Annotated in this window: 17 protein-coding genes; 5 read left to right on the top strand and 12 right to left on the bottom strand. The window is 65.2% G+C overall.

Features of this window, described 5'->3' with window-relative positions:
* Positions 1-31: 31 nt before the first annotated feature.
* Positions 32-2017, bottom strand: a complete 1986-nt coding sequence (locus tag ACPEE1_RS20215; RefSeq protein ID WP_423934670.1) for a cytochrome c/FTR1 family iron permease — start codon at positions 2015-2017, stop codon at positions 32-34.
* A 259-nt stretch (positions 2018-2276) separates the two neighbouring features.
* Here ACPEE1_RS20215 and ACPEE1_RS20210 point away from each other — a divergent pair, with 259 nt between their 5' ends.
* Complete coding sequence (locus ACPEE1_RS20210) at positions 2277-2870, top strand: DUF3617 domain-containing protein (protein ID WP_116926597.1); 594 nt, start codon at positions 2277-2279, stop codon at positions 2868-2870.
* 194 nt (positions 2871-3064) lie between these two features.
* On the opposite strand, the gene ACPEE1_RS20205 is transcribed toward ACPEE1_RS20210, so the two are convergent.
* The 8 genes from ACPEE1_RS20205 to ACPEE1_RS20170 form a co-directional block, all read right to left on the bottom strand.
* Complete coding sequence (locus ACPEE1_RS20205; RefSeq protein ID WP_182344915.1) at positions 3065-3613, bottom strand: lipocalin family protein; 549 nt, start codon at positions 3611-3613, stop codon at positions 3065-3067.
* A gap of 122 nt (positions 3614-3735) precedes the next feature.
* Complete coding sequence (locus ACPEE1_RS20200; RefSeq protein WP_423934667.1) at positions 3736-4527, bottom strand: SDR family NAD(P)-dependent oxidoreductase; 792 nt, start codon at positions 4525-4527, stop codon at positions 3736-3738.
* Positions 4527-5102, bottom strand: coding sequence for a DUF3833 domain-containing protein (locus ACPEE1_RS20195; RefSeq protein ID WP_423934665.1), 576 nt, complete (start codon positions 5100-5102; stop codon positions 4527-4529). Before ACPEE1_RS20195 ends, ACPEE1_RS20200 begins: the two co-directional genes overlap by 1 nt.
* 2 nt (positions 5103-5104) lie before the next feature.
* Positions 5105-6394: an MFS transporter gene (locus tag ACPEE1_RS20190; protein ID WP_423934664.1), complete on the bottom strand. Its 1290-nt coding sequence runs from the start codon at positions 6392-6394 to the stop codon at positions 5105-5107.
* Positions 6395-6406: 12 nt separating this feature from the next.
* A complete protein-coding gene (locus ACPEE1_RS20185; protein WP_423934663.1) occupies positions 6407-6985 on the bottom strand; it encodes a chalcone isomerase family protein in 579 nt (192 codons plus the stop codon).
* Positions 6978-8249, bottom strand: coding sequence for a class I SAM-dependent methyltransferase (locus ACPEE1_RS20180; RefSeq protein WP_423934662.1), 1272 nt, complete (start codon positions 8247-8249; stop codon positions 6978-6980). Before ACPEE1_RS20180 ends, ACPEE1_RS20185 begins: the two co-directional genes overlap by 8 nt.
* Positions 8246-8998, bottom strand: coding sequence for a DUF1365 domain-containing protein (locus ACPEE1_RS20175; RefSeq protein ID WP_182344921.1), 753 nt, complete (start codon positions 8996-8998; stop codon positions 8246-8248). Before ACPEE1_RS20175 ends, ACPEE1_RS20180 begins: the two co-directional genes overlap by 4 nt.
* Positions 8995-10341: an NAD(P)/FAD-dependent oxidoreductase gene (locus tag ACPEE1_RS20170; protein ID WP_423934661.1), complete on the bottom strand. Its 1347-nt coding sequence runs from the start codon at positions 10339-10341 to the stop codon at positions 8995-8997. Before ACPEE1_RS20170 ends, ACPEE1_RS20175 begins: the two co-directional genes overlap by 4 nt.
* A 143-nt stretch (positions 10342-10484) precedes the next feature.
* On the opposite strand from ACPEE1_RS20170, the gene ACPEE1_RS20165 reads away from it, so the two are divergent.
* Positions 10485-11150, top strand: a complete 666-nt coding sequence (locus ACPEE1_RS20165; protein WP_182344923.1) for a TetR/AcrR family transcriptional regulator — start codon at positions 10485-10487, stop codon at positions 11148-11150.
* Here ACPEE1_RS20165 and ACPEE1_RS20160 read toward each other — a convergent pair.
* Genes ACPEE1_RS20160 through ACPEE1_RS20150 form a run of 3 tightly spaced genes read right to left on the bottom strand, consistent with a single transcriptional unit; the run spans position 11140 to position 13792 of the window.
* Positions 11140-11604 (bottom strand): nuclear transport factor 2 family protein, encoded by a 465-nt coding sequence (locus ACPEE1_RS20160; RefSeq protein WP_116926589.1) that lies wholly within the window; start codon positions 11602-11604, stop codon positions 11140-11142. The two genes, ACPEE1_RS20165 and ACPEE1_RS20160, sit on opposite strands and share 11 nt — an antisense overlap.
* A gap of 59 nt (positions 11605-11663) precedes the next feature.
* The gene (locus ACPEE1_RS20155; RefSeq protein ID WP_116926588.1) at positions 11664-11939 is read right to left on the bottom strand and encodes a DUF2164 domain-containing protein; all 276 of its coding nucleotides are present in this window, start codon (positions 11937-11939) and stop codon (positions 11664-11666) included.
* Between the two features lie 8 nt (positions 11940-11947).
* Positions 11948-13792, bottom strand: coding sequence for an ABC transporter ATP-binding protein (locus tag ACPEE1_RS20150; protein ID WP_116926587.1), 1845 nt, complete (start codon positions 13790-13792; stop codon positions 11948-11950).
* A 323-nt stretch (positions 13793-14115) separates the two neighbouring features.
* On the opposite strand from ACPEE1_RS20150, the gene ACPEE1_RS20145 reads away from it, so the two are divergent.
* From ACPEE1_RS20145 to ACPEE1_RS20135, 3 genes are all read left to right on the top strand, one after another.
* Complete coding sequence (locus ACPEE1_RS20145; protein WP_207788088.1) at positions 14116-15291, top strand: type II asparaginase; 1176 nt, start codon at positions 14116-14118, stop codon at positions 15289-15291.
* 171 nt (positions 15292-15462) lie between these two features.
* The gene (locus ACPEE1_RS20140; RefSeq protein ID WP_182344925.1) at positions 15463-16332 is read left to right on the top strand and encodes a D-hexose-6-phosphate mutarotase; all 870 of its coding nucleotides are present in this window, start codon (positions 15463-15465) and stop codon (positions 16330-16332) included.
* 134 nt (positions 16333-16466) lie between these two features.
* Positions 16467-17963: an amino acid permease gene (locus ACPEE1_RS20135; protein WP_116926585.1), complete on the top strand. Its 1497-nt coding sequence runs from the start codon at positions 16467-16469 to the stop codon at positions 17961-17963.
* Positions 17964-17970 lie beyond the last annotated feature (7 nt).

Raw genomic sequence — 17970 nt, 5'->3', positions numbered from 1 at the left:
TGGCGAGGTCTGGCGGCCGACAAGGCGGTGCTTACTGCGGGACGCCCGGCGCCCTGCGCGCCGCCGCGCGGTTGTAGGCAAAGCCAAACACCACCAGCGCCAGCACCAGGGCCTGGGCCAGCAAGGTCTCCATCGTGGGGAACATGCCCAGCAGCTCGATGCGCGGCGCAGCCAGCGGCGTGGCGCTGACCCAGCCGGCCTCTTGCAGCGAGGACACGCCCTTGCCCACCAGCACGACCGCCAGCACGGCCACGAGGATCGAGGTGGCCGAGAAGAAGCGGCCCACGGGCATGCGGGCGCTGGTGCGCAGCAGCACCCAGGCAATGACCCCCAGGATGGCTACGGCCGCTAGGCCGCCACCCAGCAGCGCGCCATGGTGGCCGTCCGAGGCCAGCGCCGAGAAGAACAGCACGGTCTCGAACACCTCGCGGTAGACAGAGACAAAGGCCAGTGCGAACAGGCCCCACATCGAGCCCTGGCCCATGCTGGCCGAGAGCTTTTCGCTCAAATAGCTTTGCCAGCGGCCGGCGCTGCTCTTGCTGTGCATCCACAGGCCCACGCTCAGCAGCACCAGCGCGGCGACCACCGAGCCCAGGCCCTCGGTCACCTCGCGGCTGGCGCCGCTGATCTCGACCAGATAGGTCGCAATCGCCCAGGTCATGCCGCCGGCGACCAGGGCCGAGCTCCAGCCTGCATGCACATAGCGCAGTGCATCCTGGCGGCCGGCCTTGCGCAGCAGCGCGACCATGCCGATGACGATCAGCAAGGCCTCCAGCCCTTCGCGCAGCAAGATGGTGAGCGCGCCGACAAAGGTGGCGGTGGCATCGGAGGCGCCCGCGTTCAGCTCGGCCTCGACCTGGCCAAACATCGCCTGCAGCTGCTGGGCGGCGGCCTCGGCCTCTTGCAGCGTGCCGCTGGCTACTGTGGCGCGGTACTGCACCATGGCCGATTCGACCTGCGTCATCAAGGCCTTGTTGCGCGCAGCGATGGTGGGCTCCAGCGGCTCAAAGCCATCGAGGTAGGCCGACAGGGCCAGCTTCATCGCCTGGTTGCGGTCGCCCGCCTGGAGCGCTGCCAGGCTTTGCGCCAGGCGCTGGCGCGACAGGGCCACGCCGCTGGCCTTGCCTTCGCTGATGACCTCGGGGTTGGCGCGCAGGTAAGCGAGCACCGCGCGGGCCTGCTCGATCGGCATGGCGGGGGTCAGGCTTTGCGCGGTGGTGGTGCTGAGCGCGGCCAGGTCACCAAAGCGTGCACGCAAGCCGGCATCGCTCTGCCACAGCGCCTTGCCGGTGGCGCGCAGCTCATCGTTGTACGACAGGCCGCCAACAAAATAGGCCAGCGCCCAGCGGTCGTCTTCGGGCAGCGCGCCAAAGGACACCATCGAGGTGCCCTCCACGCCTTGCGAGGTCACCTGGTAGAGGGCCATCAGGCTGCGCGCATTCGCACGCTGCGCATCGCTGAAGGCAATCGGCTGCGGATCCAGGCCTTGCGCGGCCGGGCCATCGCCGCCGCCGGTAGCGCCATGGCAACTGGCACAGATTTGTTGAAAGAGTTGAGAGCCTTTGGTTATATCGGGGGCCTTGGCAGGCGCGACCGGCATTGGGTAGGCCGCCACCAGCAACTGGGCCGCCTGGTGGGCCAGCTGGGCGACTGCATCGGCCGTGGCCTTGGCCTGCACCGCTGCGCGCAACTGGGTCACCAAGCTCACCACCTTGGCCTTGTCGGCATGGGCGGGCAGGGCCTGGGCCTGCTGCAGCGCATTGGCGCTGAAGTCCAGCATCTCGGCATATTCGCCTTCGCTCGCGACCTGGCCGTTCTCGACGGCGCCGCCGTAGTCCACGGCGACATAGTCCAGCAGCTGCCAGAGCTGGCGCGCGTCCGTGGCTTGCGTGGCGGAAGCAGAGTTGGAAGCGGTGGTGGAGGGCGCCGTAGCGGGCGTTTGGGCCAGGGCAGAGCCGCTGAGCAAACCGGCCAAACCGGCCACAAGGGCCAGTGTCCAGCTGAGTGTGGAGCGCATGGAATGTTATGAATAAGAATTATTCGCGCCATTTTAAGCTTGTTTACATTCTGTACTGGCCCAGTCGACCAGTGTGAAAGAAGTGGCAAATCACGTCATTGAGCCCATTTTGCGACCGTGATGGGGCGGCGTTGGAAACGCAATTGGTAACCATTTCTGCATGCCAGATCGCTACACTGCGGCCACGCGCTTGTGCTCATAGGGAGGGCAAGGCGTTGCACGCCGCAAGCCCTGTGCCGTGCCGCAACGAGGAGAAAAAATGGAAAAACTAACAGGATTCGCCGTAGCCGCCGTGGTCGCATGTGCCGGTCTGATGGGTTGCAGCAAGAAGGAAGAGACGCCCAGCAGCCCACCGGCCGCCGCCGCGCCGGCCCCTGCGCCCGCAGCAGCACCGGCGCCAGCACCCGCCGCTGCCGCACAAAAAGTGCAGCCCGGCAAGTGGCAGGCGGTCACCGAGATGAGCGGCCCCATGGGCCAGCAGGCACTGGCCGGTATGGAGCAGGCCTTCAAGACCATGACGCCCGAGCAGAAGAAGGCCGCCAACCTGGATAACGCCAAGATCGAAGGCGGCAAGCTGGTGCAAGAGATGTGCATCACGCCCGAGATGGCCGGCAAGACCTTGCAATCGCTGGCCGATTCGCAGCTCAAGAACATGCCAGGCTGCAGCCCGGCTGACGTCAAGACCGATGGCAACAAGGAATCGATGCGCTTCAGCTGCGGTGAAGGCAAGATGAGCATGGTCCTCGAAGCGGTCTATGTCTCGCCCACCGAGAACACCGTCACCAGCACCATGGACATGGCCGGCCAGGGCATGACCACCACGGTGAGCAGCAAGCGCGTGGGCGACTGCTGATAGAGAAGCTCGCGCGCCGCTGCTTGGGTGGTGGCCTGGGGCTTTTGAATGTGAGAACGCAGCCTGGGTGGCTGCGTTTTTTTATGGGCGCCTTGGATGGGCCCCCAAGCGTCGGGCTTCAAACTTCGGGTGAGGGATTGCTGGGCCTTGCTGTTTTCTCCCGTTGCAATTCATCCCCATCCGTCCACACAAGGCTATTGCTCCACCCGTATCACCTGAGCCAAATCGACACCCAAAGACTGTGCTTTCTCCAGCAGGGCTTGCCGCTGGGCCTCCGGAATGGTCTTGCTGCGGGACAGAATCCACATGTAGTCCGTGCTGCTGCCAATCACCAGGGCGGTCTGGTACTGCTCATCGAGGCTGACCACGTTGTAGCCACCGTAAAACGGGCCAAAGAACGAGACCTTCAGCGCGGCCTCATTGGCTTGGCGCAGGAAGCGTGCCTTGCCTTGCGCTTCACGCCACTGTTGCTTGGCGGGGTCATAGCCGCGGTTCAGCACGGTCACGCTGCCATCGGCATTCAGGCTGTAGCTGGCCGTCACCTGGGTCAGGCCTTTTTCAAAACGGTGGTCGATGCGCGCCAGCTCATACCAGGTGCCCATGTACTTGCTGGCGTCAAAGCCGCTGACCGGTTGTACCCCTTGGGGGACAGAGACTGCGCAGCCGGGCAAGGCGACTGCGGCACCGGTGATTGCTACCGCCATAGCGGTGGCGCGGATGAGAGCGTTTGCAGAGAAAGGCATCGTAGATTTCCTTTTTGGTCTTGGGCGGTCGGTGAATGAACGGACTGGTGTTCAGGATTGACTGTTTTTGGACCCATCGTCATAGGCGCTGATGCTGTACCGCCGTCGTCCGGGCGCAGGCATCAGGCCTTGGTGATACGCCGCACGCTGGCAAAGTACCAGCGGTCGGGCAGGCAGCGCAGCAGGCGCACCCAGCGGGTAAAGCGGCGGGGAAAGTTCATCTCGAACTGTCCGCGCGCCCAGCCCTGCAAGATGTGCTGCGCCGCTTCGGCGGGGCTGATCAGCGCGGGCATCTTGAAATGGTTCTGGGCGGTCAGGGGTGTCTCGACAAAGCCTGGGTTGATGATGGATACGCCCAGCCCTTGGGGGTGCAGATCCAGGTAGAGGTTTTCAGCCAGGTTGTTGAGCGCGGCCTTGGTGGGGCCGTAGGCGAGCGACATGGGCAGCCCCCGGTAGCCCGCAACACTGCCGACCAGCGCGATATGGCCCCGGCCTGCCTGCAGCAGCATCGGGAGCACGGCATCGAGCACAAGGAGCACGCCGACATAGTTGACCGCCAGGTGTTTTTGCATCTCTGGCAGGTCGAAGGCGGTGGCGCGCAGCGGCCGGTAGTAGCCGGCGCAATACAGCACCAGGTCAGGCGCAGCACCCAGGGCGGTATGCACCGCTTGTGCGGCAGCCGCCACTGTGCCGGGCTCGCTCACATCCAGCGGTAGTGCCAGGCAGCCAGGGCGGCTGTTGGCAAAGTCCTGCAGTGCAGCGCTGTCCCGGGCCGATACGATGACGCGCGCGCCCTTGGCCCGCAGCGCTTCAGCCGTGGCCCGGCCAATGCCGGTGGAGGCGCCAATGATCCAGACGGATCGGCCCTGCCAGTCGCGCATCGGCTGATTGAGCTTGGCTTGCAGCAGCGGCATCACTCCGACCCTTTGGTGAAGGAGATGGTCAGATCGCCCAGGTGGATGCCGAACTTGCTCATCGCCGTGCGGTTGAGCATGGTGCGCCCGTCCATCAGGTACATCCAGTCGTCCATCCGCACATTCCAGACCCGGCCGTTCACCGGCAAGGCCAGCACATAGTTCCAGTGCAGGGCGTTGCCGGCGGCCTGGCCGGTGGCGGGGCCGACGACATCCCCTGCCTGGCCGCTGTAGCGGCCCTCACCCAGGTACTGGATGTGCCAGGTGCGTTCCTGCGTCGTGCCGTCGCTGTAGACAAAGTGCTCTTCCAGCACGCCGTCATTGCCCGTCCACGTGCCGGTCATGCGCACGGTAAAGCGCTTGACCACCTTGCCCTGGCGGTCGGTGAACATGCCCTGCGCCGTGAGCGGGCCGTTGAAATACTGGCGCAGGTCCAGCTGCGGGCGTTCCTGCGCATATTCTTCGACCGAGGGGCCGGCGCAGGCGCTGAGCAGGGCCAGCGTGCCGATCAAGGCCAGACCGATCCCCGCGCGCCGCAGGGTCAGGGAAGGACGGGGAAGGTGCAGTGGTTTCATATCTACCTCCAGGAGGGTTGCAGACGCTCGGCGCGCCAGAGAGAGGCCAGGGCCAACAACTTGAGCAGGCAGGGCAGGCCGCCATAGGCCCAGGCCAGCGCCTGCAGACCGGCAGGGGCGGTGCTGCCGCTGTGGTAGCCCGCAACGGCGAGCAGCGGCAGGCAGAGCCCGGCGGCAAGGGCCAGGTTGAGCTTGGTGGCACAGGCCCACCAGCCCAGGTAGCGCCCGTCGCCGGATCCCCCATGGCCCGATTCGTGGATCACGCCGGTCAGCAGCGCGCCGGGCACCGCCAGGTCGGCGCCCAGCGCCAGGCCGCTGGCGATGCAGATGGCCGCGAAGGCCCAGGCATCCCCCGCGCCCAGCAAGGAGGCGGAAAAAAAGGCGATAACGCTGGCGAGCATGCCGGCGCGCCAACTGGGCGCCAGGCCCCAGCGGGCCACGGCCTTCACCCACAGCGGCAGGCCCAGCGCGGCAGCGGCAAAGTAGCACAGCAAAAACAGTGGCAGCAGTTCGGGCGCCTGGAGACGGTCCACGACAAAGAAGGGCAAGAGCGTGGCGGGTATGGCCGCCGCAATGCCGTTGAGCATGAACACGGACAGCAGCCTGCGAAAGGCGGCATCGCCCCAGGGAGACGCCTGGGACAGGCCATCGCGCCGTGCGGCCCCTGCGCCGGCATGTGCAGCGTCGGTGCGTGGATCGCACAGCCGGTACAAGCCCAGCAAACCCAGACCCAGCGCGGCCAGCAGCACCGCACTGGTGGCATCCATGCCCAGCAGGCTGGGCAAGACGCTGGCCGTGAGCACGCCGACCAAGGTCGCGCCCTCGCGCCAGGCCGTCACCTGCGTGCGCCAGGCTGCCTGGCCACCCCAGCGGGTGCCCCAGGTCTGGTGCAGGATCGCGACCGCGCTATAGGCCAAGGTGCTCAGCAGCAGGCAGCCGGCGAGCCAGCCCAGCATCTGGAACGGGTTGCTGGTGGGCGGGTGCCAGAGCGCATAAAACCCCAGGGCCATGGCCAGACTGCCCAGCGCCGCAGCGAGCCAGGCGGCACGCCGCCCGCGCTGCAGCAAGCGATCCGCCAGGCGGCCCAGCGCCGGGTCCAGCAGCGCATCGAAGGCCCGGGTGGCGAGCAACACGGCCCCGAGGCCGGCCAGCGGCGCACCGGCCACGGCCGCATAGTAATGGGGCAGGGTGACGTACAAGGGCAGCGAGACAAAGGCCAGCGGTGCAGCCAGCGCGCCATAGGCGAGCCCGGTGCGCCAGGAAAGCGTTTGCTGCACAAGGGGGGCACGCATGGCAGGCAGTCCTCAGCCCTGGCCCAGCAGTGCAGCGCGCAGCGCCGGTGCGGAGGTTTGCTCCGACAGCCAGATGCCAAAGAACAGGCGCGCGTACAGCGCGTCGTCAATGGCTGCAGTCTCGCGCCCGTTGTGCAAGAAAATGACCTTGCCCGCACCGTCGTTCAAACCCAGCAGGCGGTCCTGCGCCACCACATCGGGAAAGGCCTGCTTCATCATGCGCAGCCACTGGCGGCCCTGGTCTTCGGAGAAGGGCGCCACCCGGCGCATCTCGGCGATGGAGCGCTCAGCGATGGCCTCGCCCTCGAGCTTGCGGTCATAGACCAGCTCCAGCGCAAAGGGCTGGCGCGCATAGTCCAGCGGGTTGAAGCCGGCAGCCGCCCACAGGCGCGCCTCATACACCCGCAGCCCAAAAAACCGCAGCACTCCGGTGCCCACCAGGCGGGCGCCTGGCAAGGCCGTGCCCAGCTCAGCGGGAGGGGCAGGGGAGGCAGGCGTGGCAGCGAGGAGGTTGTGGGTCATGGCAGTCATGGAGAGAGCAAGAAGGCTGGCGCCCCAGCCCAGGGCTTGGCGACGGCGAATTTCAGGCATGGTCGGGCCTGCGCAGTGTGAACTGGACCACATCGGTATTGCCCATGTCGAACGAGGCCTCGCAGTAGGCGAGGTAGAAGCGCCAGATGCGCACAAAGCGTTCATCAAAGCCCTGTTCGCGGACAGCATCGATCTGCTGCTCGAAGGCCTGGCGCCAGCGCCGCAGCGTCTCGGCGTAGTCGCTGCCAAAATGCAGCTTCTTTTCCACGGTCAAACCCGCCTGGCGTGCTTCGCGCTCAAAGGCCTGGACGCTCGGCAGCAAGCCGCCCGGGAAGATGTACTGCTGGATGAAATCGGTCGAGCGCAGGTAGCGCGCAAACAAGTCGTCGCGCAAGGTGATCGATTGCACACAGGCATAGCCACCGGGCTTGAGGCACTGGCGCAGCGTCTGGAAATAGCTACGCCAGTATTCATGCCCCACCGCTTCAAACATCTCGATGGACACGATGGCATCGAAGGGCTGCGACTGGTGCTGGGCGGCCAGGTCCCGGTAGTCCTGGTAGCGCAGATCGACCTGGGCTTGCAGGCCCGCTTGGGCGATGCGCTCCAGACCCCATTGGCGCTGCTCGCGCGACAAGGTCACCCCGGTCACCTGGGCGCCAAACTCGGTGGCGGCCGTCTGCGCCAGTGCACCCCAGCCGCAACCAATTTCCAGCAGACGTTCGCCGGCTTGCAGCCCGGTTTCTTGCAAGGCTCTGCGCATCTTGGCCTGCTGGGCCTGCTGCAGATCGGCCTGGGCCAGCGCATCGCCGCTGCGCCCCTCAAACCAGGCCGCGCTGTAGTTCATGCTCGGGTCGAGAAAGAGGCGGTAAAAGTCATTGCCCAGGTCGTAGTGGGCATGGATGTTGCGCGCGCTGCCCGAGCGGGTGTTGCGGTTGAGCAGGTGGCGCAAGCGAAAACCCAGCCGCCCCCACCAGCTGCCATATACCAGCTGCTCCATGTGGTCGCGGTTGCTGATGCACAGGCGCAGCAGTGCGCTCAGATCGGGGCTGTCCCACTGGCCCTCGATATAGCCTTCGGCCAGGCCGATATCGCCCGAGCGCTGCACGCGTTCCAGCGCCTCCCAATCCTGGATGGCACAGCGCGCATCGGCCTGCGCTGCGGGCTGTTGGCTGAAATGCCGCAGTTGCCCATCGGGCAGCTGCATATCGAGCTGACCGCAGGGCAGGTGCTCCAGCAGCTGCAGCACCTGGCGCGCGCCGCGGGGGATGGATTGCCCGGCTTTGGCGGACGGGCTCGGCAGGGAGGCGGTGGTGGAGTTCATCGTGTGACGAAGCGCTTGGGCGCGGTGGGTTTGCGATGGAAGGGCAGGCGCTTGAACCACAGGCGCAGCGCCTGCCAGTGGATGCGGAACACGACACCCAGCGTCATCAGCGGCATGCCCCAGAATGCGCGCCGCACAGTGGCACGGGTCAAGGGCTGCAGCGTGCCTGCGACGCCGGTGCGCAGCAGCGCGCCGGCCTCGTCATGCAGGTCGACCTGCACCTGGTTGCGGCTGTCGCTGCGCACAAAGCGGAAGCGGTATTCGCCCTGCACATTGCAAAACGGCGACACATGGAAGCATTTGGCCGCCACCTGTTCCGTGCCCCAGGCCAGATCGGGCCCGGCCAGCAGGTAGGCATGGCGTTCGCCAAAGGTGTTATTGACCTCGGCCAGCACGGCGGCCAGCGAGCCATCTGCGCGGTGCGCATACCAGAAGCTGACCGGCTTGAAGGCATAGCCCAGCACACGTGGGAAAGTGTGCAGCCAGACCTCGCCGACCGCGTCGTCGATACCTTCTTGCTGCAGCAGCTGGTCAAACCAGGCCAGGCAGTCGGCGCTGCCCTCGCCATGGTCGCGGTCATAAAAGCTGATCAGGCCGCGCCGGTTGCGGCGCAGCACCGCATCGGGCTGGTCACGCAAGCTGCGCAGGGGCAGCAGCAAGAAATACCCGGGGTAGCGGAAGGCATGCACCACCGGGCGCAAGCGCTGGTGCCAGATGTGGCCAAAGCCGATCAGCGAGGGGTTGCTCATGCGGCCTCCTCCAGTGTCGGCGCCTGCGCGAGCGGCGCGGCGTCCTCCAGCGACTGGCACAGGCTAGCGGCAGCGGCCAGGCCGGACCGCAGCCCGTCCTCGTGGAAGCCATAGCCGCACCAGGCGCCGCAAAACCAGGTGCGCAGCTGGCCCTGCAGCTGGGGCAGCAGGCGCTGGGCGTCGATGGCTGCCTGGTCAAAAACGGGGTGGCTGTACTGGATGCGGGCATGTACCTGGTCTGCCGCAATCGGGCGCGCTGGGTTGAGCGATACCACCACCGGCTGCTGCCAAGGCAAGGGCTGGAGCCGGTTGATCAGGTAGTGCAGGCAGACGCCCGCTTGCTCGGCGCTGGATGCCGCTGCGCGCTCGTAGTTCCACGCGGCCCAGGCCGCCTGGCGCTGGGGCAGCACGCTGCTGTCGGTATGCAATACCGCCTCATTGGGCTGGTAGCGGATGCTGCCCAGCACCGCGCGTTCAGCGGCCGTGGCGCCATTGCCCAACAGCTGCAAGGCCTGGTCGCTGTGGCAGGCCAGAACCACGGCATCAAACCATTCGGCGCCCTGCGCCATCTGCACCATCACGCCCTGCGGGTGGCGCTGCAGGCCGAGCACCGGCGTGTTCAGGCGCGCCTCGTGGCGGCCATCCTGCGTCAAACGGGCCAGCAGGCGGCGCACGTACTGGCGTGAGCCTCCGCGCACGCTGTACCACTGCGGCCGGTCGCTGACCTGGATCAGGCCGTGGTTGTGGCAGAAGCGAATCATCGTGGCGACGGGGAAGTGCAGCATCTGGTCCGTGGGGCACGACCAGATGCAGCCCAGCATCGGCAGCAGATAGTCGCTGCGGAACGCGGCAGAGAAGCGGTGCTGGTCCAGGAATCCAGCGATCGAGGCCGTCATCTCGGCCTCGGCCTGGCGCTTGGCGATCTCGGTGGTCAGGCGGTTGAAGCGGGCGATGTCCCGCAGCATGCCCCAAAAGCGCGGGCGCAGCAGATTGCGTTTTTGGGCAAACACGCTGGCCAGGGACCGGCCGCTCCATTCCAGCGCAGATGCCCCGTTGACACCGGGCACCTGGACGGAGAACGACATCTCAGCGGCCACCGTATCGACCTGGAGGTCTTGGAAGAGCTGGGTCAGCAAGGGGTAGGTGCGGTGGTTGAACACCAGAAACCCGGTATCGACGCCGTGCGTGATGCCGTTCAGGCTCAGGTCCACTGTGTTGGCATGGCCGCCGAAATGGCTGCCAGCTTCCAGCAGGCTGACCCGGTGCGATGCCTGCGAACGGGCCAAGTGGGTGGCAGCAGCCAGCCCAGAAATCCCCGATCCGATGACAGCGATGCGTTGCATGAAAGGCCCCTGTAGATGCCACAGTCAAACGGTTGAACCTTGTAGATCAATTGTTGAACTGATGAGTTCACACTATAAACCACAAATGTCAAAAATGCACCATTTAGTCTTCTTCATGACCTGCTACGTCATAAAATAGCGGCATGAATGCTCGGTCCGCCATCAAGGAACAAATACAACGTGTGCGTGAAGAGGCCATCGTGACGGCGGTGAACCGCCTTCTCGCGACCAAGGGCTACGACGCGATGACGGTCGATGAGGTGGCGGCGGAGGCGGGCATGGCCAAGGCCAGCCTCTACAAGCTGTTCACGTCGAAGGAAGAATTGGCGGGCGCCGCCATGGTGGGGGTGCTGGATCGCGCCTTGGGTTTTGTTGATGACTTGCGCAATGCGGCCCAGGCGGCGGCAGAGGCAGGCCAGCCCATCGCGGCGCTGGAGCAACTGAAGGCGGTGGTGCGCTGGGCCATGCGCACCCAGCTGGAAGGGCAGATGCCGTCGCTGCCCGCGCAAAACTCCAACCTCAGCGCCTCGCTGCAGTCCAACGATGCCTATATGGACCGGCTGATTGCGCTGAGCAACCGGCTGAGCATCTGGATCACCGAGGCCCAGACCCGCGGCCAGCTGCCAGCGGCGTTGCCGGCTGAGCTGGTGCTCTACACCTTGTTTGCCCGGGCCTGCGATCCGGTGCTGGGTCTGCTCAAGGACTCGGGCCAGTACAGCGATGACCAGATCATCGACTGGGTGACGGGCACCACCTTTCACGGCCTGGCCGGGCCGGCGGCGGCGCCCGGTGCGGCTCCTAGCGCTTGACCGAGGCGTTGCGCCGCAGCCAGCGCATCAGGGCGCCAATCGCCGGTAATTTCTCGTACAGCTCTTCTGCGGCGTCCCAGTAGTCGCGGTGGTGGGACACGCGCCCTTGCGCATCGAAGCGCAACAGTGAAGCGCCATAGATGCACTGGGACGCTTGCGCGTTCCAGCGCCGAAAGCGAAAGCGGAACTCCCACTCCAGGGACGCCCGCTCGCCCTGCACCAGCTGCTGGGTGACGATGAAGCGCGGCTCATGCAGCGTCTCAAACATATGCGCAAAAATGGCGGCAATGGCCGGCACACCGCGTACCTCGTTGAACGGGTCCTTGAAAAAAGCATCCGCTGCGTAGTAGCTGCCCAGCTGCTGGAGGCTCTCAGGCGCGAGGGACTCGTAGAACGCCACCAGCCGCTGCACCCCGGCTGCGGTGAGATCGGAATCGGAAGTCATGGCGGACATCGTTGTGCTCCTATGGGGGACGATCTGAGCGGCGTGCGGCAGGCCGCTGCGCGCAGCGGCTAGTCCCGTGATTCTCGCTTGCCGCTGGCCTTGTTCCAGTAGCCAAACTCGTCCTCATGCACCTCATAGTCGAGCTCCTGCAGGCGCTCGTGCATGCGGGCCTGGGCGTCGGCCACACCCTGGTTGTAGAGGCTGGGGCCGATTTCCTTCAGGAAGAAGCCAAGCAGCGCGGCGGCGGTCATATTGCCGATGCGCTCGCCCTGGGTCTGCTCGAAGTAGCGTTCGATGGATTGGACGGCACGGTCGTGCACGTCCTTTTTGAGTTCAATAGCCATATGCAGATTTACAGAGGTCCATCGACCGGCTCGGCCAGGAAGCCGCCGCTCTGGTGGGCCCAGAGCTTGGCATAGATGCCGCCTTGGGCCAGCAGCTGCTGGTGGCTGCCTTGCTCGATGATCTGGCCCTTGTCCATGACGATCAGGCGGTCCATCGCGGCGATGGTGGACAGGCGGTGCGCAATGGCGATGACGGTCTTGCCATGCATGAGGCTGTCCAGGCTCTCCTGGATGGCAGCCTCGACCTCGCTGTCGAGCGCGCTGGTAGCTTCGTCCAGCAGCAGGATAGGGGCGTCTTTGAGCATCACGCGGGCAATGGCTACGCGCTGGCGCTGGCCGCCCGAGAGCTTGACGCCGCGCTCACCCACCTGGGCGTCGTAGCCGGTGCGGCCAAAACGGTCACTCAGTGTGGCGATAAAGTCGGATGCCTCGGCACGCTCGGTGGCGCGGCGCATGTCTTCTTCGCTGGCGTCGGGGCGGCCATAGAGGATGTTGTCGCGCATCGAGCGGTGCAGCAGCGAGGTGTCTTGCGTCACCATGCCGATATTGCTGCGCAGGCTGTCTTGCGTGACCTTGGCAATGTCCTGGCCATCGATGCGGATCTGGCCGCCGGCCAGGTCGTGGAAGCGCAGCAGCAGGTTGACCAGGGTCGACTTGCCGGCGCCCGAGCGGCCAATGAGGCCAATGCGCTCGCCGGGGTGGATGGTCAGGTTGAGCTGGTCGATGACCGGGCGGCCCGCATCCTTGTAGGCAAAGCTGACGTTGTCGAACTCGATGCGGCCTTGCTGCACCACCAGGGGCTTGGCGCCGCTGGCATCGACGATGCTGCGCGGCTTGGTCAAGGTGTTGATACCGTCCTGGATGGTGCCGACGTTCTCGAACAGGCCCGTCATCTGCCACATCACCCAGTGCGAGTAGCCCATCAGGCGCAGGGCCATCGCGATCACGGCGGCGACCACACCGGCGCTGGCCTGGCCATTCATCCACAGGTACAGCGCCGTGCCCGATGCGCCCAGCAGCAGCAGCGTGATCATCAGGTGGTTGGTGATCTCGAACAGGCTGACCAGGCGCATCTGTGCATGGCCGGTCTGCTTGAAGGCTTCCATCGCGCTGCGGGCGTAGTCGGCCTCACGCCTGGTGTGGGCGAACAGCTTGACGGTGGCGATATTGGTATAGGCGTCGGTCACGCGGCCGGTCATCATCGAGCGCGCATCGGCCTGGGCCTTGCCGATCTTGCCCAGGCGCGGCACAAAGTAGAAGCAGGCGCCGATATAGGCGAGCAGCCACAGCAGGAAAGGAAGCATCAGCCGCCACTCGAAGCTGGCCGCCAGGATCAGGATGCCGATCATGTAGACGCTCACGCCTACCAGCACATCAACAATCATGAACACCACTTCGCGCACGGACAGTGCCGTCTGCATGATCTTGGTGGTGATGCGGCCGGCAAACTCGTCGGCGTAGAAGGACATGCTCTGGCCCAGCATCAGGCGGTGGAACACCCAGCGCAGCCGCATCGGGAAGTTGATGGCCAGCACCTGGTGCATCACCTGCGTGTGCAGGCCCAGCAGCAGCACACTGCCCAGCAGCACGCCGGCGATGCCCAGCGCAGTGCCGCCCTGCTCGGCCCAGAAGTTGTTGGGCGACAGGGTCGCCAGCCAATCGACCACATGGCCCATGACGGCAAACAGCAAGGCCTCATAGACGGCCAGCAGGGCCGAGGTGGCCGTGAGCAAGCCGATCCAGCCCCGCATGCCTTGCGTACAGGCCCACATGAAAGCAAAAAACCCCTTGGGTGGAACCTGGGGTTCGGCACTGGGATAGGGCGGCACCCGCCGCTCGAAAAACGAAAACATGCACTGATCTCCTGCAATAGGGCTGGGGCGCTGGGTCTGTGCCAGCCCTGGCGCTGCATGGTAAGCAGCTGTTGATATTAACAGTGGTAACAACCCCGATCCGGCAAGTCTAGCGGCGCCCGCGACCCCCTTGGCGGGCGGCCAACATAGCCCTAGAGGGGCGGGTGTCTTTGTGTCGGCGAACCGTCGCCTGGGCGTCAATCTTTCAACCTATGGGCTTGCAAAAAACCATAGGTGTGTTCACCAATGCGCAGCCCGCACACTGTTTCTAAGATAGCGGCTTTTGACACGAGGTGCTACTGATGCCACACAAATCGACAACAATGCTGCAGGTGTCCCAAGCGGCCCGCTGGCGGTTTCCCGCACTGAGTGCTGTGACCCTGGCGGTCACGCTGAGCCTGGGCGCTTGCGCCAGCGGCCCCCAAAACACCCAAGCCGCTGCGGCGGCCCCTGCCGTTGCCGCCGCACCTGCTGCAGCGCCAGCGGCTGCGCCTCAGGTGGCCCAGCAAGGCCAGCGCAATGTGGTCGTGCTGGCCACCGGCGGCACGATTGCCGGCGCCGGTGCATCGGCAATGAACAGCGCCACCTACAGCGCCGCCAAGGTGCCGGTGGACAAGCTGCTCGCCGGCCTGCCTGAGCTGTCCAAGGTCGCCCAGGTGCGCGGTGAGCAGGTCTTCCAGATTGCCTCCGAGAGCTTTACCAACGACAACCTGCTGGTGCTGGCCAAGCGCGTCTCTGCGCTGGTCAAGCAGCCCGATGTGGATGGCGTGGTCATCACCCACGGCACCGACACGCTGGCCGAGACGGCCTATTTCCTGAGCCTGACGGTGCACACCAACAAGCCCATCGTGGTCGTGGGCTCGATGCGCCCAGGCACCGCGCTGTCGGCCGATGGCGCTCTGAACCTGGTCAACGCCGTGAGCGTGGCAGCGTCCAAGGATGCCGAAGGCAAGGGCGTGGTTGTGACGATGAACGACGAGATCCAGACCGCGCGTGATGTGAACAAGGATGTGAACATCAAGACCAGCGCGTTCCAAAGCCAGTGGGGCCCGTTGGGCATGGTGGTGGAAGGCAAGAACTACTGGTTCCGTGCGCCAATCAAGCGCCACACGATGCAGTCCGAGTTCAACATCGACACCATATCCAGCCTGCCTGCCGTCGAAGTGGTCTACAGCTACGGCAATGTGCCGCGCACTGCGATTGATGCATTTGTCGGCACCGGCGCCAAGGCGATCGTGCATGCCGGCACCGGCAATGGCTCGGTGGCGGACCGCATCGTCCCCGCGCTGCAGGAAGCGCGCAGCAAGGGCGTGCAGGTGATCCGCTCGGCACGCGTGCCTTATGGCTTTGTGCTGCGCAATGCCGAGCAGCCCGATGACAAGTACGACTGGGTGGTCGCGCATGACCTGCGCCCGGAAAAAGCCCGCCTGCTGGCAGCGCTGGCGCTGACCAAGACCAACGACCCCAAGGAAATCCAGCGCATTTTCTGGGAATATTGATCGCCAGCGTGCCCGGCTGAGGCTGGGCACCTGCTTCGACAATGCGCAACCCCATCGCGCATACCAAAGGACAGCAAGCGCTGTCCTTTTTTCTGTCCGCTGCGTTGCTCGCCAGCGGCAGCGGGGGCCGCTGCCAATGTCACAATCGCTGCATTCACAGGAGCAAAGAAGATGGCGCATGCGTGGACCCGAATCAGCTACGAAGGCTTTGCCGCCTGGTGTGCCCAGTGGCCCGACGGGTCATCGGCCGTGGTGGCCGAGCAGGGCGCGCAGCTGCTGTCCTGGAAAACGGCCGATGGCCGTGAGCACCTGTATCTGAGCCCGGCCAGCCTGCGCGATGGCCAGGCGGCGATTCGCGGCGGTGTGCCGGTCTGCTTTCCACAGTTCAACACGCGCGGGCCGCTGCCCAAGCATGGCTTTGCACGCAACCTGCCCTGGCAGATGCGGGAGGGCGATGAAGCCGGCATCGTGATGCAATTGACGGACAGCGAGGCCACGCGCGCTTACTGGCCCCATGCCTTTGATGCGCGGCTGCGCATTGGCGTGCAGGCGGGCAGCCTCTCCATTCGCCTGGATGTGCAGAACACCGACCAGGTCGCCTGGTCCATGACCTGCGCGCTGCACAGCTACCTGCAGGTGGACGATGTGGCGCAAACGCGGTTGTCCGGCCTGCAGGGCCTGGCCTGCTGGGATGCACTGGCCGATACCCGCTTTGTGCAGCCGCCGGGCGATGTGGGTTTTGCCACGACCACCGAGCAGGGCTTTGACCGGGTGTTTTCCACACCGGACGCAGCGGGCACGGCGCTGCAGCTGCGCCAGCCCGAGGTGCCGTCCGGCCGCAGGCTGGAGATTGTCCACAGCAGCACGGCCAGCGAGGTGGTGGTCTGGAACCCGGGCTTGCTGCTGAGCCACAGCCTGGCCGATATGCCCGATGATGGCTGGCGCCAGATGCTGTGTGTGGAGGCGGCCAGCATCGACACGCCGGTGCAGCTGGCTCCGGGCCAGCCATGGTCGATCAGCCAGACCTTGACCTTGGGCTGACGCCAACGCGCCCTCAAGGAAACACGCGCCCTGTGGCGGAATTGTGGGCGGACACTACCGCAGAGCAGGGGAAAACCCGATAATGGCGGCCTTGTCATTGTCGGCATGGCGCTTGTGGCCATGCTTTTTTGTGTATGCCGGGTTCTGGGTCTTCATCTTCTTCCGCGCCAGTCAATGAACTGCGCCGTGATCTCAAGGCGCGCCATCTGTCGATGATTGCCATTGGCGGCTCCATCGGCACGGGGCTGTTTGTGGCCTCGGGCGCCACCATTGCGCAGGCGGGGCCCGGTGGCGCGCTGCTGGCCTATGGCGTCATCGGCCTGATGGTCTATTTTTTGATGACCAGCCTGGGCGAGCTGGCGGCCTTCATGCCGGTGTCGGGCTCGTTTGCCACCTATGGCGCGCGCTATGTGGACGAGGGCTTTGGCTTCGCGCTGGGCTGGAACTACTGGTACAACTGGGCCATCACGATTGCGGTCGATCTGGTGGCCTCGCAGCTGGTGATGGCCTACTGGTTCCCCGATGTGCCGGGCTACTGGTGGAGCGCGCTGTTCCTGCTGCTGATGGTGGCCCTCAATGCCATCTCGGTGCGCGGTTTTGGCGAGGCCGAGTACTGGTTTGCCGCGATCAAGGTGACGACGGTGCTGGTTTTCATCGCGCTGGGCGTGGCGATGATTTTTGGCATTCTGAAAGGCGGGCCTACCGACGGCGTCTGGGGCGCCATCGCCAACTGGCAGGTGGCCGATGCGCCCTTTGCCGGAGGCTTTGCGGCCTTGATCGGTGTGGCGATGATCGTGGGCTTTTCCTTCCAGGGCACCGAGCTCATTGGCATTGCAGCAGCTGAATCCGAGAACCCCGCCAAGAACATCCCGCGCGCGGTGCGCCAGGTGTTCTGGCGCATCCTGCTGTTCTATGTCCTGGCCATTGCGGTGATCGGCTCGCTGGTGAGCTACACCGACCCGCATCTGCTGCGCAATGACATCGGCGATATCAGCGTCAGCCCCTTCACGCTGGTGTTCCAGAAGGCGGGCCTGCTGTCGGCGGCCGTCATCATGAATGCCGTGGTGCTGACCTCGGTGCTGTCGGCCGGCAACTCGGGCATGTATGCCTCCACCCGCATGCTCTACACGCTGGCCTGCCAGGGCATGGCGCCGCGCATTTTTGGCCGCCTCTCGCGCCATGGCGTGCCGGTGATGGCCTTGCTGGCGACAACGGTGATGGCCGGGCTGTGCTTTTTCAGCTTTCTGTTCAGCCCGCAGACCGTCTACCTGTGGCTGCTCAACCTCTCGGGCATGACCGGCTTTATCGCCTGGCTGGGCATTGCGATCAGCCACTACCGCTTCCGCAAGGGCTTTTTGGCGCAGGGCCATGATGTGTCGCAGCTGCCCTATGTCTCGCCCTGGTTCCCGTTTGGCCCCATCTTTGCGTTTGTGCTCTGCCTGGTCATCACGCTGGGTCAGAACTACGAGGCCTTCTTGAAAGACCATATCGACTGGGGCGGCGTGGTGGCCACTTATATCGGCCTGCCGGTGTTCCTGCTGATCTGGTGGGGCTACCGCTGGGCCAAAGGCAGCCGCACCGTGGCCTATGCCGATATGCGCTTTGATGGCCAGGTGGTGGGCGACAAATAAGCGGGGC

Source organism: Comamonas sp. 23 (genome assembly GCF_049601575.1).
GTDB lineage: Bacteria > Pseudomonadota > Gammaproteobacteria > Burkholderiales > Burkholderiaceae_C > Comamonas > Comamonas squillarum.
The sequence above is the reverse complement of the archived record's forward strand: the minus strand, read 5'-3'. Positions and strand labels throughout refer to the sequence as shown.